The organism is Limnohabitans radicicola (assembly GCF_014837235.1).
Taxonomy (GTDB): Bacteria; Pseudomonadota; Gammaproteobacteria; order Burkholderiales; family Burkholderiaceae_C; genus Limnohabitans_A; species Limnohabitans_A radicicola.
The window spans coordinates 1,229,142-1,247,661 of sequence record NZ_JACYFT010000001.1 but is presented as its reverse complement, the minus strand read 5'-3'; the positions used below and the strand labels follow the sequence as shown (position 1 = coordinate 1,247,661).

17 protein-coding genes and 1 pseudogene are annotated in these 18,520 nt (G+C 63.5%); 17 read left to right on the top strand and 1 reads right to left on the bottom strand.

The features are described from left to right. Window positions 1–95: 95 nt before the first annotated feature. The 15 genes and pseudogenes from IC609_RS06200 to IC609_RS06135 all read left to right on the top strand — a co-directional run bounded on the left by IC609_RS06200 (window position 96) and on the right by IC609_RS06135 (window position 15,373). The gene (locus IC609_RS06200; RefSeq protein ID WP_191818543.1) at window positions 96–1,016 is read left to right on the top strand and encodes an SDR family NAD(P)-dependent oxidoreductase; all 921 of its coding nucleotides are present in this window, start codon (window positions 96–98) and stop codon (window positions 1,014–1,016) included. An 8-nt stretch (window positions 1,017–1,024) separates the two neighbouring features. Then, a pseudogene (locus tag IC609_RS16070) lies at window positions 1,025–1,351 on the top strand (Zn-ribbon domain-containing OB-fold protein); the annotation flags it as partial. A gap of 63 nt (window positions 1,352–1,414) precedes the next feature. Continuing rightward, complete coding sequence (locus IC609_RS06195) at window positions 1,415–2,647, top strand: thiolase (protein WP_225224066.1); 1,233 nt, start codon at window positions 1,415–1,417, stop codon at window positions 2,645–2,647. Window positions 2,648–2,665: 18 nt separating this feature from the next. Continuing rightward, entirely contained in the window at window positions 2,666–3,820 is a 1,155-nt protein-coding gene (locus IC609_RS06190; protein WP_191818541.1) for an acyl-CoA dehydrogenase family protein, read from the top strand. Window positions 3,821–3,866: 46 nt separating this feature from the next. Next, window positions 3,867–4,835, top strand: a complete 969-nt coding sequence (locus tag IC609_RS06185; RefSeq protein ID WP_191818540.1) for a Bug family tripartite tricarboxylate transporter substrate binding protein — start codon at window positions 3,867–3,869, stop codon at window positions 4,833–4,835. A gap of 7 nt (window positions 4,836–4,842) precedes the next feature. Next, complete coding sequence (locus IC609_RS06180; RefSeq protein ID WP_191818539.1) at window positions 4,843–5,817, top strand: NAD(P)H-dependent flavin oxidoreductase; 975 nt, start codon at window positions 4,843–4,845, stop codon at window positions 5,815–5,817. A gap of 14 nt (window positions 5,818–5,831) precedes the next feature. Further along, on the top strand, window positions 5,832–6,236 hold the full coding sequence (locus IC609_RS06175) for a PaaI family thioesterase (RefSeq protein ID WP_191818538.1): 405 nt from the start codon (window positions 5,832–5,834) through the stop codon (window positions 6,234–6,236). A 26-nt stretch (window positions 6,237–6,262) separates the two neighbouring features. After that, window positions 6,263–7,252: a Bug family tripartite tricarboxylate transporter substrate binding protein gene (locus IC609_RS06170; RefSeq protein WP_225224001.1), complete on the top strand. Its 990-nt coding sequence runs from the start codon at window positions 6,263–6,265 to the stop codon at window positions 7,250–7,252. 3 nt (window positions 7,253–7,255) lie between these two features. Further along, a complete protein-coding gene (locus IC609_RS06165; protein ID WP_191818537.1) occupies window positions 7,256–8,761 on the top strand; it encodes a class I adenylate-forming enzyme family protein in 1,506 nt (501 codons plus the stop codon). Window positions 8,762–8,947: 186 nt separating this feature from the next. Beyond that, complete coding sequence (locus IC609_RS06160; RefSeq protein WP_191818536.1) at window positions 8,948–9,829, top strand: FAS1-like dehydratase domain-containing protein; 882 nt, start codon at window positions 8,948–8,950, stop codon at window positions 9,827–9,829. Window positions 9,830–9,851: 22 nt separating this feature from the next. After that, window positions 9,852–11,012 carry an acyl-CoA dehydrogenase family protein gene (locus IC609_RS06155; protein WP_191818535.1) on the top strand — a complete coding sequence of 387 codons (1,161 nt, stop codon included), beginning with the start codon at window positions 9,852–9,854 and terminating at the stop codon, window positions 11,010–11,012. A 1-nt stretch (window position 11,013) separates the two neighbouring features. Next, complete coding sequence (locus tag IC609_RS06150; protein WP_191818534.1) at window positions 11,014–12,201, top strand: CaiB/BaiF CoA transferase family protein; 1,188 nt, start codon at window positions 11,014–11,016, stop codon at window positions 12,199–12,201. A 22-nt stretch (window positions 12,202–12,223) separates the two neighbouring features. Further along, the gene (locus IC609_RS06145) at window positions 12,224–13,576 is read left to right on the top strand and encodes an MmgE/PrpD family protein (RefSeq protein ID WP_191818533.1); all 1,353 of its coding nucleotides are present in this window, start codon (window positions 12,224–12,226) and stop codon (window positions 13,574–13,576) included. After that, complete coding sequence (locus IC609_RS06140; protein ID WP_191818532.1) at window positions 13,573–14,418, top strand: HpcH/HpaI aldolase/citrate lyase family protein; 846 nt, start codon at window positions 13,573–13,575, stop codon at window positions 14,416–14,418. The genes IC609_RS06145 and IC609_RS06140 overlap by 4 nt, the downstream gene beginning before the upstream one ends. Window positions 14,419–14,464: 46 nt before the next feature. Next, the gene (locus tag IC609_RS06135) at window positions 14,465–15,373 is read left to right on the top strand and encodes a LysR substrate-binding domain-containing protein (RefSeq protein ID WP_191818531.1); all 909 of its coding nucleotides are present in this window, start codon (window positions 14,465–14,467) and stop codon (window positions 15,371–15,373) included. A gap of 375 nt (window positions 15,374–15,748) precedes the next feature. Here the strand turns inward: IC609_RS06135 and IC609_RS06130 are convergent, their stop codons facing one another. Continuing rightward, window positions 15,749–16,312: a TetR/AcrR family transcriptional regulator gene (locus IC609_RS06130; protein ID WP_191818530.1), complete on the bottom strand. Its 564-nt coding sequence runs from the start codon at window positions 16,310–16,312 to the stop codon at window positions 15,749–15,751. A 55-nt stretch (window positions 16,313–16,367) separates the two neighbouring features. Between IC609_RS06130 and IC609_RS06125 the strand changes: the two genes are divergently transcribed. Together IC609_RS06125 and IC609_RS06120 are read left to right on the top strand one after the other, a co-directional pair. Further along, window positions 16,368–17,330: an NAD-dependent epimerase/dehydratase family protein gene (locus IC609_RS06125; protein ID WP_191818529.1), complete on the top strand. Its 963-nt coding sequence runs from the start codon at window positions 16,368–16,370 to the stop codon at window positions 17,328–17,330. Next, window positions 17,330–18,424: an MBL fold metallo-hydrolase gene (locus tag IC609_RS06120; protein ID WP_225224000.1), complete on the top strand. Its 1,095-nt coding sequence runs from the start codon at window positions 17,330–17,332 to the stop codon at window positions 18,422–18,424. Before IC609_RS06125 ends, IC609_RS06120 begins: the two co-directional genes overlap by 1 nt. The last annotated feature ends 96 nt before the right edge of the window (window positions 18,425–18,520 follow it).

The following is an 18,520-nucleotide window of genomic DNA, read 5'->3' as shown; positions in this document are numbered from 1 at the left end:
GCCCCGCTTCAGCATTGGCAGATTGTCCTCAGCGATTGGACGCAGCAACATACATCAACCCGCATGGTCACAACCATGTCGTCAAGGAGAAAAACATGAGCAGTACAGGTTTGGTCAAAGACAAAGTCGTGGTGGTCACCGGCGCAGGTGGCGGCATTGGCCGCGACATCGCGCTGGCCATGGCCCGTGAGGGCGCCAAGGTGGTGGTCAACGACATCGGTGCATCTGTCTCGGGCGAAGGCAACGATGCCGGACCTGCACAAGCCGTGGTCAACGAGATCAAGGTGTTCGGTGGCGAGGCTGCGGCGAACACCGACAGTGTGTCCGACGCCGCAGGTGCAGCCCGCATCATCCAGACCGCGCTCGACAGCTTTGGTCGCATCGACGTGGTGGTCAACAACGCGGGCATCCTGCGTGACCGCTTCTTCCACAAAATGAGCGTGGACGAATGGGACGCCGTGCTCAAGGTCCACCTGTACGGCGCTTACTACGTCAGCCGCGCTGCGTCCACGCACTTCAAGGAGCAGCAAAGCGGCAACTACATCCACATGACCTCGACCTCGGGGCTGGTGGGCAACTTCGGCCAGGCCAACTACTCGGCGGCCAAGCTGGGTGTGGCGGCATTGTCCAAGTCGATCGCGCTGGACATGCAGAAGTTCAATGTGCGCTCCAACTGCATCTCGCCCTTCGCCTGGAGCCGCATGATCGGCTCGATCCCGACCGAGACGCCCGAAGAGCAGGCCCGTGTGGAGCGCATCAAGCAGATGACGCCCGCCAAGATCGCGCCCATGGCCGTGGCCCTGGCCAGCGACAGCTCGGCCCATGTGAACGGCCAGATCTTTGCCGTGCGCAACAACGAAATCTTTTTGATGAGCCAGCCGCGCCCGGTGCGCTCGGTGCACCGCAGCGAGGGCTGGACCCCGCAGAGCGTGCTCGACCACGCCATGCCCGCGCTCAAGTCGAGCTTCTTTGACCTGGAGCGCTCGGGCGATGTGTTCAGCTGGGATCCGATCTGAGCGCAGGAATGACAGCCATGAGTGATACAAAAAGCGGTGTGCTGGCGCGCCACCAGGCCGAGCTGGACGCAGGCCGCTTCCTGATCCAGAAGTGCGGCGATTGCGGTCAGCACATCTATTTCCCGCGCGAGGTCTGCCCGCATTGCGGCAGCAGCCACCTTGCGCTGGTGACCCCCACAGGGCTGGGTACGGTGTATTCCGTGACCACGGTGCGCCGCAAGCCCGATGCGGGCGGCGACTACAACGTTTGCCTCATCGATCTGGACGAAGGCGTGCGCCTGATGAGCCGGGTCGAGACCAGCCCGGTCGACGCTGTGGAAGTGGGCCAGCGTGTACAGGCCCGTGTGGTGGTCGACAAAGGCCAGGGCGTGGTGGTGTTTGATCCGGTCAGCACACCGATGACCTCTGCCAAGCCTGTGCCCCGTGGCCCGGCCGCATCCGCAGCGGTGCACACGTCCACCGGCCTGAAAGCCTTGCGCGGCAGCGCGGTCATCGCGGGGGTGGCCACTTTCGGTTGCGGCGAGGCCACGGGCTTCACCGAGATGGAAGTGCTGGCCCGCGCCGCGCACGCTGCGGTGGCCGATGCCGGTTTGAAGATGAGCGATATCGACGGCTTGTGCACGGCCAGCGTGCTCTCCACCATGTGGCCCATGCCGGTCACCGAATATCTGGGCATCAACCCCCGCTACATCAATGGCACCATGCTCGGCGGCTCCAGCTTTGTGGCGCACCTGCTGCCCGCGATGATGGCTTTGCAGTCGGGTCAGTGCAATGCGGTGCTGGTCTGCTACGGCAGCACCCAGCGCACCTCCACCTTTGGCCGCGCCGAGATCGCTCAGGCGCGCCGCGTGATGGACCCGCAGCCTTACGAGACGCCTTATGCGCCCATGCAGCCGCTCAGCGCTTACGCGCTGGCCACGCGTCGGCACATGCACGAGTTCGGCACCACGCGCCGCCAGCTGGCCGAAGTGGCGGTGGCCGCACGCGCCTGGGCGCAGCGCAACCCCGAGGCGTTCATGCGCGATCCGCTGTCGATCGACGATGTGCTGAAAGCCCGCATGATCAGTGACCCGTTATCGGTACGCGACTGCTGCCTGGTCACCGACGGCGGCGGTGCCTTTGTGCTGACGCGCGCCGACCGTGCGCGTGATTTGCCCCAAAAACCGGTCTACGTGTTGGGCAACGCGACCGCCAACTGGAACCGCCAGGTCTCGTCCATGCACGACCTGACCGTGACCGCCGCCAGCCAGTCCGGGCGCGAAGCCTTTGCAATGGCAGGACTCAAGCCTGCCGACATGGACGTGGTGCAGCTGTACGACGCCTTCACCATCAACACCTTGCTCTTTCTCGAAGACCTGGGCTTTTGCAAGAAGGGCGAAGGCGGTGCCTTTGTCGAAGGCGGTGCCATCGCGCCCGGTGGCCGCCTGGCGGTCAACACCAACGGTGGTGGCTTGTCATGCACGCATCCGGGCATGTACGGCATCTTCACCGTGATCGAAGCCGTGCGCCAGTTGCGCGGCGAAGCCGGCGAACGCCAGGTGCAGGGCGTGAAGACGGCTCTTGCGCATGGCAACGGCGGCACGCTTTCCAGCCAGTCCACCGCCATCCTGGGCACCTTTGAAACTTTGTAAATACGCCACGACTTCACCATGATCCGAGACCCCGAAACCTTTGAAGCCCTGCTCGACTCCGTGCGCCGTTTTGTGCGCGAGCGTCTGGTGCCTGCCGAGAACGAAGTCGCCGACACCGACGAGATCCCTGAAGCCATCGTGCAGGAGATGCGCGAGATGGGGCTGTTTGGTCTGACGATCCCCGAGTCCTATGGCGGCCTGGAGCTGACCATGGAAGAGGAGTCGCGCCTCTTGTTTGAGCTGTGCAAGACTTCACCCGCTTTCCGCTCGGTGATCGGCACCACGGTGGGGATCGGCTCGCAGGGCATCCTGATGGACGGCACCGAAGAGCAGAAAGCCTATTACCTGCCCAAGCTGGCCACAGGCGAGTTGTCCGCCTCGTTCGCGCTGACCGAGCCCGATGCGGGTTCGGACGCCGCCTCGCTGCGCACCACCGCCATCAAGGACGGCGACCATTACGTGGTCAACGGCACCAAGCGCTACATCACCAACGCACCGCACTCCAAGATCTTCACGCTCATGGCGCGCACCAACCCGGCCGACAAGGGTGCGGGCGGCGTGTCGGCCTTCATCGTGGACGCCAAAACGCCCGGTATCAGCCTGGGCAAGATCGACAAGAAGATGGGTCAGAAGGGCGCCCACACCTGCGACGTGATTTTTGACAATGTGCGCGTGCCCGCTGCCAACCTGATCGGCGGTAAGGAAGGTCAGGGCTTCAAGACCGCGATGAAGGTGCTCGAAAAAGGCCGCATCCACGTCGCTGCCGTGTGTGTGGGCGTGGCCCAGCGCATCCTGGATGACGCACTGCGTTACGCGATCGAGCGCAAGCAGTTTGGCCAGTCGATTGCCGAGTTCCAGTTGGTGCAGGCCATGCTCGCCGACAGCAAGGCCGAGCTGTACGCGGCCGAGTGCATGGTGATTGATGCCGCACGCAAGCGTGATGAGGGCCGCAACGTCTCGACCGAGGCCTCGTGCTGCAAGATGTTCGCGTCCGAGATGTGCGGCCGCGTGGCCGACCGTGCGGTGCAAATTTTGGGCGGCGCGGGTTACCTGTCGGAGTACGGCATCGAGCGCTTTTACCGCGACGTGCGCCTGTTTCGCCTGTATGAGGGTACGACCCAGATACAACAAATCATCATTGGCCGCAACATGGTGCGCGAGGCCCGTGCTTGAGATTTTTCGGCGCCAATTCACGACAACACCCCCAAGGAGACAAGGCATGACAAAGACATTCACACGCCGCATGGCCCTGGCCACGTTGGGCAGCTTGGCGTTGATGGGCTCGGCCCAGGCGCAGACCGCCTACCCCAGCCAGCCGATCAAGTTCATCGTGCCTTACCCCGCAGGCGGTGCCACCGACGCATTGGCCCGCATGGTCGCGCAAAAGCTGCAAGACAGCTGGCAGCAGACGGTGGTGGTCGAGAACAAGCCTGGCGCGGGCGGCACCATCGGTGCCAACCTGGTGGCCAAGGGGCCTGCCGACGGGCACACCGTGCTGTTCAGCATCGTGGCCTTGCTGCAGCAAATTTCGCTGATGAAACTGCCCTACGACCCGATCAAGGACTTTGCGCCGATCAGCCGCGTGGCCATCAGCCCCAGTGTGTTCGCGGCCAGCACCAGTTTGCCGGTCAACAACCTGGCCGAGCTGGTCAAGCTGGTCAAGGCCAACCCCGGCAAGTACAGCTTTGGCACCTATGGTCCGGGCACCTCGGCCCACCTGCAAGGCGAGCTGCTCAACATGCAGACCGGCATGGACCTGTTGCATGTGCCGTTCCAGGGCGCAGCGCCTTTGGTCACGGCCATGCTGGGTGGCCAGTTGTCCACCGCCTTCATGGACGCAGGTTCATCGCGCCAGCACTTCCCCAAATTCAAGTTGCTGGGCGTGACGGGCAGCGAGCGCCTGTCGTGGTTGCCCCATGTGCCCACGCTCAAGGAGCAAGGTCTCCACTCGTTCGAGCCCCTGGGCTGGTTTGGTTTGTTCATGCCCGTGGCCACGCCCAAACCGGTGGTGGACAAATTCTCGGTCGAGATCCAGCGCATCCTGAAGCTGCCCGATGTGCGTGAAAAAATCGAAGCCATGGGGCTGATCCCGGGCGGTGAGACGCAGGAAAATTTTGCCAAGGTCATCAAGACCGATGCCGAAATCTATTCGCGCATCGTGCGCGACGCCAAGATTTCCCTGAACTGATCGCGGCATGAAAACACGCGTCACCGAAGCGCTGGGCATCCGCTACCCCATCATCCAGGGCGGCATGCAGTGGGTGGGAAAGGCCGAGCTGGTGTCGGCCGTGTCCAATGCGGGCGGTCTGGGCGTGCTCACGGCGCTGACCCAGCCCACCCCCGAAGCGCTGGCGGCCGAGATCGCCCGCACGCGCGGCATGACCGATCAGCCCTTCGGCGTGAACCTCACCATCCTGCCTTCGATCAATCCGCCGCCGTATGCCGAGTACCTGCAGGCCATCATCGACAGCGGCGTCAAGATCGTCGAGACCGCAGGCAACAGCCCCAAAGACTTCATTGGTCGCATGAAGGACGCCGGCATCACCATCGTGCACAAATGCACCTCGGTACGCCACGCCCTGTCGGCCGAGCGCAATGGCGTGGACATGATCAGCATCGACGGCTTTGAATGCGCGGGCCACCCTGGCGAGGACGATGTGCCCGGCCTGGTGCTGATCCCGCTGGCGGTGCGTGCGCTCAAAGTGCCTGTGATCGCTTCGGGCGGCATTGCCGACGGGCGTGGCATGGCCGCTGCCATGGCGCTGGGTGCCGAGGGCATCAACATGGGCACGCGCTTTCTGGTCACACAAGAAGCGCCTGTGCACGACAACATCAAGCAGGCCCTGGTGGGTGCGACGGAGCGCGACACCAAGCTCATGTTCCGCACGATGCGCAACACCACGCGGGTCTGGAGCAACGCCGTCTCGCAAGAGGTGGTGGCCACCGAAAACCGCGAAGGCGGCTGCACTTTTGAAGACATACGCCACTTGGTGGCAGGCCAGCGCGGCAACCAGGCCCTGCAGTCGGGTGATGTGGATGGCGGCGTGGTGGCGGCAGGGCAGGTGATCGGCCTCATTGACGATGTGCCCACCTGCGCCGAACTGCTTGAACGCATGGTGGCCGAGTGCCGTCAACAACTGGCCCAGGCCACCCGCTGGGCCGCGCCTTGAACCAGGAAGTGCCCATGAGCGCAGCCGACACCTCGACACTTTATGACAAGGTGCATTTCGCCAAACTGCTGGGTTTGCGCCGTGAGTTTGCCGAAGCGGGTGTCTCGCGCATGGTGCTCGACACCCGGCTGGAGCTGTGCAACAACTTCGAAAACACGCACGGTGGCGTGATCATGACGATGCTGGACATGGCCATGTCCAGTGCCGCGCTGTCCAAGGCCGACTTCAAGAAAGCGGTCATCACCGTGGACATGTCCACCCACTTTCTGAGCCCGGGCAAGGGGCGTCTGGTGGCGCATGGCCGTGCCAGTGGTGGTGGCAAGAGCATCTGTTTTTGCGAAGCCCACATCGAAGACGAAGCCGGGCGCGTGGTGGCCCGCGCCATGGGCGCATTCAAGTACGTGGACCCGAAAAACTGAACCCCCAACACCACAGGAGACAAGACATGAAAACAAGCAATCGCATACCGGCCAGGCGTGGCTTCATGGCGGTCACGGGTGCCGTGCTGCTCAGTGCGGCGGCCAGCAGCTGGGCGCAGGGCCAAAGCACAGGCCAGGCGGTCAAGCTCATCGTCGGCTACGCTGCCGGTGGTCCGGTGGATGCCGCTGCCCGTGTGTTCGCGCCGGTTTTCAGCCGCGAGCTGGGCCAGCCCGTGGTGGTGGAAAACCGTGTCGGCGCTGGTGGCGCTGTGGCGGGCCAGTCGGTGGTCAAGGCCCCGCCGGGAGGCCAGGAGATCTACTTCGCGGCCAGCCCCACCATGACCATCAGCCCGCATGTGCTCAAAGCGATGACCTTTGACCCGCTCAAGGACCTGACGCCGCTGGCCCCCATCCTGAGTTACGCCAATGTGCTGGTCATCAACCTCAACCAGCCCTTCAAGACCCTGCCCGAACTGGTGGCGTACGCCAAGGCCAACCCGGGTCAGCTGGCCTACGGCTCGGCGGGCATGGGCGCGTCCAACCACCTCAGCGGTGAACTGTTTGCCCGCCGTGCGGGTATCAGCATGACCCATGTGCCCTACAAGGGCAACGCCCCGGCCATGACCGATGTGATGGGTGGTCAGATCCAGATGATGTTCGACATCGTGGGCGGTGCCAAAGCCTACCTTGATGGTGGCAAGGTGCGTCCGCTGGCCGTCACCTCCAAAGAGCGCAACCCTGCGCTGCCGCAAGTGCCGAGCATGGCCGAGCTGGGCATCCGCGATTACGACATCGGTGGCTGGTATGGCCTGTACGGCCCGCTGGGCATGAACGCCGAGCTGGTGCAACGCATCGGTGCGGCCACCACGCGGGCCCTGCAGGACGCCGAGCTGCGCAAGCGCTGGGTCGACCAGGGCTACGTCATCTGGAACGCCAAAGCCACCGACCTGGCCGACCGCATGCGGCGCGAGCACGCGCTGTGGGCCGAAGTGACCAAGGGCATGACGTTCGAATAAGCCATGTCACACACCCGCATCCACCAGCTGTTTGACGAACGCGCCGCACAGGCGCCGGACCACCCCTTTCTGTTCCTGCGCGACGGGGTGATGACTTTGGGTCAGCTGGCCGTGCAGGTGGACGCGCTCGAAGCCGAGCTGCGTGAAGCCGGCGTGCGCCTGGGTGACCGCGTGCTGGTGGCCGCAGAAAACTGCCCCGAGCATGTGGCCCTGGTGTTGGCCTGCAGCCGTGTGGGCGCCTGGGCCTGCGGGGTCAATGCCCGCATGACGGCGTCCGAGCTCGCAGGTTTTGCCGCCAAGGCCGATGCCCGGCTGCTGTATTTCACGGTGGGCGTGTCCGAAGCCGCGCGCCATCATGCTGCCCAGCACGACACGCGGCCCAGCGTGTTGCTTGCCTTGCGCCACACCCTGGCCGACCCGCAAGCCGTGGCACAGACGGGTGAGCTGGCCGAGCGCGTGGCCGCCATCATCTTCACTTCGGGCACGACCGGCCAGCCCAAGGGCGTGATGCTCACGCACGCGGGCCTGTTGCAGTTCGGCAAGGTCTCGGCGCAGTCGCGACAGTTGCTGCCCACGGACCGCTCGTATGCCTACCTGCCGATGACGCACATCTTTGGTCTGGGCACCGTGCTCATGGCCTCGCTGCACGCCGGTGCGGGCCTGCTTATGCGCAGCCAGTTCGACCCGGCCGATGTGTTCGATGCGCTGGCCCACCAGGGGCTGACGCAGCTGCAAGGCCCGCCCGCCATGTTCACCCGCTTGCTGGCCTGGCTCGACAGCCAGGGCATCGAGCACCCCGAAGCGCCAGACTTGCGTTACGTCTACACCGGCGCCGCGCCGCTGGACCTGAGCGTCAAGAAAGCCATTGAGGCGCGCTTTGGCCAGCCCCTGCACCACGGCTATGGCCTGTCGGAATACGCGGGCGCGCTCACGCTGTGCCGCAAGGGCGAATGGCGCGACGACACCAGCGCCGGTTACCTGGTCGATGGGGCCGAGCTGCGCATCGTCGGTCCAAACGGACAAGACCTGTCCGCAGGCGAAACCGGCGAAATCTGGATGCGTGGTGTGGGCCTGATGCCCGGTTACTTCCGTGACCCCGAGATCACCGACCAAGTCATGAAGCCCGGCGGCTGGTACGCCAGCGGCGATCTGGGCCGACAGGACGCCGACGGGGCCTTGCAGGTGGTGGGGCGGCTCAAAGAAATGATCATCCGCTCCGGCTTCAATGTGTACCCTGGCGAGGTCGAGGCCGTGTTCCTGGCCTGGCCCGGTGTGCAGAAAGCCGCCGTGGCTGGCCGCAAAACGGCCGATGGCAACGAAGACATCCTGGCCTTCATCGAGCCCAAGCCCGGCGCACACATTGACCTGGACGCCCTCAAGGCCCATGCCCATGAACACCTGTCGCCCTACAAACGGCCTTCGGTGGTGACGCTGGTGGCCGAGATGCCCATGACCCTGAGTGGCAAAGTGCTCAAGCGTGAGCTGGTCGAAAAGTATGCTCAGCCTTGAAACCACAATGACTTCCCCTGTAGGAGCGGCGCCCTCGCCGCGATGGGCTTGCGCAGACCACGACCGATCGCCCCGAGGGCGGGGCTGCCACAAATCCATGCACCCTTCGTACTCGCCAAAGATGGACTTTCACAAAGACAGACCCATTCAGGCTCAGGCGGCCTTGATCTGCGCGAAGATACAGCCATGAACACACCCACCACCCTCGACGCCGCCCAGGTGGCGCATTTGCGCAGCTGGGAAGGCCGCAGCGAAACGCTCGAAGACGAGATCAGCGCCGCACCCTTGCGCGGCCAAAGTGCCTTGCTCGACCGCGATGACCCGCGTCAAAGTGCTGGCAGCGAGGTGCCGCCGCTGTGGCACTGGCTGTACTTTTTGCCGCAGGCCCCGCAAAGCCAGATCGGGCCGGATGGCCACCCTTTGCGCGGAGGCTTCTTGCCACCCGTGCCGCTGCCGCGCCGCATGTGGGCCGGTGGCCGCCTGCAGTGGCAGGTCGACAACCCGCTGCGCGTGGGTGACGCCGCGCAAAAGCGCTCGCGCATTGCCTCGGTCAAACACAAGTCGGGCCGCACGGGCGACCTGCTGTTTGTCGAAGTCGAGCACGCTTTTCATAACGCCCAGGGCCTGTGCCTGACCGAAACGCACGACATCGTTTACCGCGCAGCCGCTGTGCCGGGTGCCCCCGAAGTGCCGCCCACTGCCGCCGAAACCGGCGCGCCCTGGCAGCGCGAGTTCGTGCCCGATCCGGTGTCGCTGTTTCGTTATTCGGCGCTCACCTTCAACGGCCACCGCATCCATTACGACCGCAGCTATGTCACGCAAGAAGAAGGCTACCCCGGTCTCATCGTGCACGGCCCGTTGATCGCCACCTTGCTGGTGGACCTGGTGCGCCGCCAAGTGCCTGAGGCGCGTGTCGCCTCGTTCCAGTTCCGCGCCGTGCGCCCCACGTTTGATCTGCACCCTTTCCGGCTGAACGGGCGGCCGTCTGCCGACGGTAAAACCATAGACCTTTGGGCCTGCGACCACGAAGGCTGGCTCACCATGCAGGCGCAAGCCACCTTGGCCTGAAACCCTTGAGCAAATCACCACCATGCACACCACACCCGATCTCTACCAGGACATCCGCGACGCCGTGCGCGACCTGTGCGCCCAGTTTCCTGACGAATACCACCGCAAGGTCGACGAAAAACGCGCTTACCCCGAGGAGTTCGTTGATGCCTTGACCAAGGCGGGCTGGATGGCCGCGCTGATTCCGCAGGAGTACGGTGGCTCGGGCCTGTCCATGGCCGAGGCCTCGGTCATCATGGAAGAGATCAACCGCTCGGGCGGCAACTCCGGCGCCTGCCATGGCCAGATGTACGTGATGAACGCCATCGTGCGCGGCGGTTCGCAGGCACAGAAGGAAAAATTCCTGCCCCGGATCGCCAGTGGCGAATTGCGCATCCAGTCCATGGGCGTGACCGAGCCGACCACCGGCAGTGACACCACCAAGCTCAAGACCAACGCCGTCAAAAAGGATGGCCGCTGGGTCATCAACGGCCAGAAGGTCTGGATCTCGCGCATCCAGCACAGCGATTTGATGATTCTCTTGGCCCGCACCACGCCGGTCGATCAGGTCAAGAAAAAGTCCGAAGGCTTGTCCTGCTTCCTCATTGACCTGAAGACCGCGATCGGCAACGGCCTCACGGTGCGCCCGATCCTGAACATGGTCAACCACGAGACGAATGAGCTGTTCTTTGACAACCTCGAAATCCCCGAAGACGCGCTGCTGGGTGAAGAAGGCCAAGGCTTCAAGACCCTGCTCGATGGCCTGAACGCCGAGCGCACCTTGATCGCCGCCGAGTGCATTGGCGATGGCTACTGGTTCATTGACCGTGCCCGCAAATACGCGAGCGAGCGCGTGGTGTTTGGCCGACCCATCGGCCAGAACCAGGGCGTGCAGTTCCCGATTGCCGACGCCTTCATCGAACTCGAAGCCGCCAACCTGATGCGCTGGAAGGCCTGCGAAAAAATCGACGCCATGCAAAACGCCGGCGCCGAGGCCAACATGGCCAAGTACCTGGCCGCCAAAGCCAGCTGGGAAGCGGCCAACGTCTGCCTGCAAACGCACGGTGGGTTTGGCTTTGCCTGCGAGTACGACATCGAGCGCAAGTTCCGCGAAACGCGCCTGTACCAGGTGGCACCGATCTCGACCAACATGATCTTCAGCTACGTGGCCGAGCACATCCTGGGCTTGCCCCGCTCCTTCTGACATGACATCGCCTAGACCCCTCGACGGCATCACCGTCATTTCGCTTGAACACGCGATTGCTGCGCCGTTTTGCACCCGCCAGCTGGCCGATCTGGGCGCACGCGTCATCAAGGTCGAGCGCCCCGGCGCGGGCGACTTTGCGCGGGCCTACGACACGCGGGTGCGCGGCCAGGCTTCGCACTTTGTGTGGACCAACCGCTCCAAAGAAAGCCTCACGCTCGACCTCAAAAACCCCGAGGCCATGGCCGTGCTGCGTGAGCTGCTCAAGGACGCTGACGTGCTGGTGCAAAACCTTGCGCCCGGTGCGGCCGCCCGCATGGGCCTGTCGTTCGAGGCCCTCAGCCCCACCCACCCGAAGCTGATCGTTTGCGACATTTCAGGCTACGGCGAAGATGGCCCCTACCGCGACAAGAAAGCCTACGACCTCCTGATTCAGAGCGAGGCGGGTTTGTTGTCGATCACGGGCACGCCCGAGGCCCCGTCCAAGGCGGGCAACTCGATGGCCGACATCGCGGCGGGCATGTACGCCTACACCAACATCCTCTCGGCCCTGCTGCTGCGCGGCAAGACCGGTCAGGGCAGCCACATCGACGTGTCCATGCTCGAAGCGCTGGGCGAGTGGATGGGCTACCCGCTGTACTACGCTTTTGAAGGCGCAGCGCCGCCACCGCGCACCGCCGCGTCGCACGCCAGCATCTACCCCTATGGCCCGTTTGCGGCGGGCGATGGCGGCACCGTGATGCTGGGCTTGCAAAACGAGCGCGAATGGAAGGTGTTTTGCGAGGTGGTGCTGGCCGATGCGGCGCTCGCCAGCGATGCACGCTTTTGCACCAACGCCCTGCGCAACGCCAACCGCGCCGAACTCCAGCAATTGATTCTGGGCATGTTCGCCACCATGAGCACGGCCGAGGTCGAGGCGCGGCTGGACCAGGCGCAAATCGCCAACGCCCGCATGAACGACATGGCCGGTGTCTGGGCGCACCCGCAGCTCAAGGCCCGCCAACGCTGGCAACAGGTGGGCTCGCCTGCAGGCCAGATCCCGGCCCTGCTGCCGCCCGGGCGCAACAACCGTTACGACTACCGCATGGACGCCGTGCCTGCGGTGGGCGAACACACCGAAGCCATCCTGCGCGAGCTGGGAATGGACGATGCGGCGGTGCAGGCTTTGCGCGAGACTAAGGCCATTTGAGGCACAAGACCAGGAGACAGTTATGACATCCAACACCGCCCAACTCGCGGCCTTTGCAGCTGGCCTGCGCTTCGAGGACATCCCTGCGCCCGTGGTCAGCAAGATCGAAGACCTGCTGGTCGACTGGTTTGGCTCGGCCGTGGCGGGCCACGGCTCGCGTCCGGTGGAGACCATCACCCGCTTTGCGCAGGCCATGGGCCCCACGCAGGGCCCGTCTGAAGTCATCATCAACGGCTCACGCACCACGCCCTATCTGGCCGCGATGGCCAATGCAGCGGCCTCGCATGTGGCCGAGCAGGACGATGTGCACAACGGCTCGGTGTTCCACCCGGCCACGGTGGTGTTTCCACCTGCTGTGGCGGTGGCCCAGGCCTTGGGTGCGAGCGGCAAGCAGTTGTTGGCCGCTTCGGTGGTGGGTTACGAAGTCGGCATCCGTGTGGGTGAATTTTTGGGGCGCTCGCACTACCGCGTGTTCCACACCACAGGCACCGCAGGCACGCTGGCCGCAGCAGCGGCCGTGGGCCATTTGTTGGGTCTGAACGCGCAGCAAATGCAGCACGCGCTGGGCTCGGCGGGCACGCAGTCGGCAGGCCTGTGGGAGTTCTTGCGCACCGCCGCCGACAGCAAGCAGCTGCACACCGCGCACGCGGCGGCTGCGGGTCTCATGTCGGCGTACCTGGCCAAAGACGGCTTCACCGGCGCGGCTGAAATTCTGGAAGGCCAGCAGGGCATGGCCGTGGGCATGTCGAGCGACGCCGACCCGAGCCGCCTGGTGGATGGCTTGGGCACGCGCTGGGCCACGGCCGAGACCTCGTTCAAGTACCACGCCAGCTGCCGCCACACCCACCCGGCGGCCGATGCGCTGCTGCACGTCATGCAGACGAATGGCTTGAAGCTCGATGACCTCGCCAAGGTCGTCACCCATGTGCACCAGGGTGCGATCGACGTGCTGGGCCCCGTGGTGCAGCCCACCACGGTGCACCAGAGCAAGTTCTCGATGGGCACGGTGCTGGCCCTGGTGGCGCAACATGGCCATGCGGGCCTGACCGAATTTGACCGCGACTTTTTGAGCCAGCAGACGCAGGCTCTGCGCGACAAGGTCACGATGGCGCTCGACGCCGAAGTGGACAGCGCCTACCCCAAGCGCTGGATCGGCAAAGTGACGGTCACCACCACCGACGGCCGCGTGCTGCACGGTCGCGTGGACGAGCCCAAAGGCGATCCGGGCAACACGCTCTCGCGCCAAGAGATCACCGACAAGGCCCTGCGCCTGGCCGCCTTCAGCGGGGGTGCAAAACCCGAAGCCATGCGCCAAAGCGTGGACGCGCTCTGGCAAGTGGCCACTTGGCCCAAGGTGGGTGCTTTGCTCTCATGAGCGGGCCGGTGCCATCGCCACTGTCGCTGGCGCGCAGCTTTTTGTTTGTGCCCGGCCACCGGCCTGAGCGCTTTGCCAAGGCCTTGGCCTGCGGCGCCGATGCGGTGATCGTCGACCTCGAAGACGCGGTGCCGCTGGACGCCAAGGCCGCAGCGCGTGATGCGCTGGTGGCGGCCTGGCCCGCGCTCGATGCGGCGCAGCGTGCACGCCTGCTGGTGCGCATCAATCCCGCAGGCACGCCTTGGCACTTGGCCGACCTGGCTGCCGTGGCCCATCTGCCCGGTTTGGGTGCGGTGATGCTGCCTAAGGCCGAGAGCGTGCAGCAGATTGGGGCGGTGTGGCGTAGCACGCAGCGACCCGTGCTGCCCCTGATTGAAAGCGCCGAAGGCGTGGGCCAGATGGATGCCACAGCCCGCGCACAAGGCGTCTTGCGTTTGGGGTTGGGGCACATTGATTTGCAGGCCGATTTGGGGCTCAGCTGCGGACCCGATGAAGCCGAACTCGCCCCCATCCGTGTGGCGTTGGTTGTGGCCTCCCGCCGTGCAGGCTTACCTGCCCCGGTGGACGGCGTGACCGCCGCCACCACCGACGCCGATGTGCTGGCCACTGACGCCCAACGCAGCCGCCGCTTTGGCTTTGGCGCCAAGCTGTGCATCCACCCCGCGCAGGTGGCCGGCGTGCACCAGGCGCTGGCCCCGACCGAAGCCGAATGCGCCTGGGCCGAGCGCGTGCTGGCGGCCGAGGTGCAGGCCCAAGGCGGCGCGTTCAGCGTGGACGGCAAGATGGTCGACCCGCCTGTGTGGCTGCTGGCGCGCAAGATCCTGCAATGGCACGAGCGCTGACTGCGACAAGAGAGAGACGGCCAAAGCAGACTGGCACAATCGTGCCATGACCGTGCACTTTGATCTGGTGGACCTGCGCCTCATGGTGCGGGTGGCCGAAGCCAACAGCCTCACCAAGGGGGCCGAGGCCTCGCACATCTCGCTGCCTGCGGCCAGCACGCGCATCAAGAACCTCGAAGAAAGCATCGGCGCCAAGCTGCTCAACCGCCACAGCCAGGGCGTGACGCTCACGCCGCCGGGGCAGGCTTTTGTGCACCGGGCGCGGCTGGTGCTGGGGCAGATCGAACACCTGCGCGGCGACCTGCAGGAATACGCCAGCGGCATCAAAGGCCACCTGCGCGTGTACGCCAATACCACCGCGCTGGGCGAGTTCCTGCCCGAGGTGCTCAAGCGCTACCTGGCCACCCACCCTGATGTGAACATCGACCTGCAGGAAAAACTGTCGAATGAAATCGTGCGCGCCGTCATAGACGGCAAGACCGACATCGGCATCGTGGCCGGGTCGGTGCGCACCGAAAGCCTGCAGACCTTGCCTTACCGCTCGGACAGCCTGGTGCTGGTGGTGTCCGACGGCCACCCCGTGGCCGACCTGCCCAGCATGCCGCTGATCGACGCGCTGGAGTTTGACCATGTGGGTCTGCACGAAGCCAGCGCCTTGCACGCTTTCCTCAACCGCGAGTGCGAACAGCTGAACAAGCCGCTCAAAGTGCGCATCCAGGTCAGCAGCTTCGAGTCGGCTTGCCGCATGATCGAAGCCGGTGTGGGCGTGGGCGTGCTGCCCGAATCGGCCGCCCGCCGCCACACCCGCAGCATGGCCATCCGCCTGGTGCCGTTGTCGGATGCATGGGCGCTGCGTTCGATGCAGATTTGCGTGCGCAACTTCGACGAACTGCCCAACTTTGCGCGTGATCTGATTGATTTGCTGTCAGAGGATGCGAGGGTGGCTGTGGCTTGAGTGTTGATTCTGCTTTTCCATGATGTCAATGCAGGTGCTGCTTGCAAACCCCTAATGTCTAATTTTCAGCGCTAGTTAAAACCTAATCACCAAGGATGCAGACAGACTTTAGCGCTTGCGCAACGTAGGCGGCCACTAAGCGAAGCCTCACCTGGGTCTTCAACTCACGGTAGGTGACGATCCTGAGTCGCCCCGGGAATGAACTGACCCCCTGAAGTTAGACGGTTGCTGTTCCGCCCACTAAGCGGTGTTTCTCAGCAGGTACTCCACCGGGCTGAGTCCTTTCAATCTGAGATTTATGCGCTCATTCCTTTATACCTTCGCGAGGTATTTGAACTGTCTGCAAACAGGTGCTTGGCTGCACCCAACTGCGTGTTATCGATCTTTCAGAGCAAGCAACACAGCGTGCTGAAGCTGAGCATTCACCGCTTTGACTTGAGCAGTCGGCATGCCTTGCAGCATCAACTGCACCACCACATTGGAGGCTGCAACCACTGTTTGCGCAGCCTGTTGAGGCGAGACAAGTAAGGGCTTGATTTGATGCAGCCTTTCCAGTCGACCCATCGCAATAGCTTCAGCCCCCATGCGCAGGCGTGCACTGATGGCGGGTGACTGCTGCAGGGCACCGATCAGCGCCGAGTGCTTGCGCGCAAAGTCGATCCACTGATCCCAGCCCTTAAGCAAGTCTGCTTCCGGATCGCTGGTTTCAGGCTGCCTTTTCTTGCCTTGGAAGAACGAGAGCATCTTGCGCTCAGCGACGGCGAGCATCAGTCCTTCCTTGTCGCCAAAGTGATGGTAGAGCGTGGGCGCAGTGACGCCGGCCAGTTCGCACAGCTTTCGGGTGGTGGGGAACTCGCCCGGGTGGTCATCCATCCACGCAATAGCCAGCGACAGGATTCGCTCGGCTGTCTCAGATAAGCCTGAAATTTGTGTGGTCATGAAGTCGTCATTATAGCGCCGCTATACTTATAGCAATGCTATACAGGAGCGGCGCATGAAAGTCTTTGTCACGGGTGGCAGTGGGTTTGTGGGTGGACACGCCATCAGACGGTTGTTGGCTGACGAACATACCGTGGTCGCACCTGCCAGAAGAGAAACGGCTTGTGACAAATTGCGGGCGCTTGGGGCTTCATCTTTTTCGATCGACTATGCGGATCCCGTTGCACTGGAACAAGCCATGGCAGGGTGTGATGCGGTGGTTCATATCGCTGCGCATCTGAAGATGTGGGGACCTTGGGCGGATTTCGAAGCAAGCAATGTGACCTTGACCGATCAGGTTTTGACGGCAGCGAAGGCCTGCGGCGTCAGACGTTTTGTGCATGTCAGTGCCGCATCGGTGGTCATGCAAGAGGCGATACCGGTCATCCATGCAGATGAATCCGCGCCATTGACCGCGCTGCGCCATCTCCCTTACTCGGCAACCAAAGCCATTGCGGAGACGCATGTGCTGGCGGCGCATTCGGACACCCTGAAGACGGTGGCTCTGCGGCCGCCCTTGATCTGGGGCTTGGGGGACACGGTCGATGGTGATCTTGGAGATCAGGTACGAAAGGGTCAGTTTGCCTGGATTGATCGGGGCGACTATCCGTACGCCACCTGCCATGTGCAGAACCTGAGCCACGCCATCGCGCTGGCCTTGTGGTCAGAGGTGACCGGGGCGTTCTTCTTGACGGATGGAGAGGACATCACGCTGCGTGACTTTTTGACCCAACGCCTGCTTGCGAGTGGACTGCAGGTGCCGCGCATGTCAGTGCCCGCCAAGGCTGCGTGGTTGTTGGGTGGCGCGATGGAGAAGCTGTGGGCGACTGGTTGGATGCCCGGCGATCCGCCGCTCACGCGCGAACTGGTCCGCCTCATTGGCTACCCGTTCTCCTTGGACATCAGCAGGGCCAAGTCGGTGCTGGGATATTCGCCAGAAGTCACCATCGCGCAGGGGATGACACTGTGCAAAAAATGATGCAACGACTGATCTGGATCGGCGGTGCTGTGGTGTGTAGCCTGCTCGTGGCTTGTGCCAGTTTGACCCCGCGAATCAACCCCGACTATGACGCCAGCAAGCCACACCATCGCCCGGACGGCTTTGTCAATCGCTATGCTGAGCGGTCCGATAAGCCGGGCTTGTGGCGCTGGCAATGGGAGCGCCTGCGCGATGGTCTGCCCAAACCACCTTCAGCGCCGGTTCTGGGCGTGCCAGCTGACCTGACCTTGATCCACGGCGACAACCCACAGCCCAAAGTCACCTGGGTGGGGCATGCCACCTTGCTGGTACAGGTCGACGGAGTGAACCTGCTGACCGATCCCCATTGGGGACGTCGAGCTTCACCTTTCAGCTTCGCGGGTCCCAAACGCCATCAAGATCCGGGTATTCCGTTTGAAAAACTACCAGCCATTCATGCGGTGGTGATCTCCCACAACCATTGGGACCATCTGGACAGGGACACGGTCCAGGCCCTGCTGGACGCACACCCTGGAGTCCGTTTCTACGTGCCCTTGGGATTGCAGCATTGGTTCAAAAAGGAGATTCGCGGTGCCGTGACAGAAGGTGAGGCGCGCAATGTCATGGCCATGGACTGGGATCAAAAGGTGAGCCTCAAGGGCAAGACGCAAGCGCTGGAACTGCATCTCTTTGCCGTACAACACTGGAGCGCAAGGTCACTTGGCGACCGATACGAGACGCTCTGGGGCAGCTGGGCCATCATCCACCCAGACCTTCGGTTCTGGTTCTCAGGAGATCTCGGCTACTCGCCTGACACCCGAGACATCGGCGAACGCATGGGTGGATTTGATTTGGCTGCCATTGCCATCGGCGCCTATGAGCCGCGCTGGTTCATGAAGGACTCGCACTTGAACCCTCAGGAAGCCTTGCAGGTCATGCGGGACGTCAAGGCCAAGCGTGCGATCGGCATTCACTGGGGGACCTTCGAGGGCATCAGCGACGAGCCGATTGACCAGGCGCCCAAGGATCTTGAAGTGGCGAAATCAAACTCTTCGGTGCCGATGGACTTCTTTGTTCTGAAGCATGGTCAGACGTGGTTCAAGACACCACAGTGATGAGCATTGACCCGGTTTACCATTGAGTTCGGTGATTGCCTCTCCGATATTTGATGTCCGTCCCGTTGACACAAAATTCAGGACAGGCTCGAAATT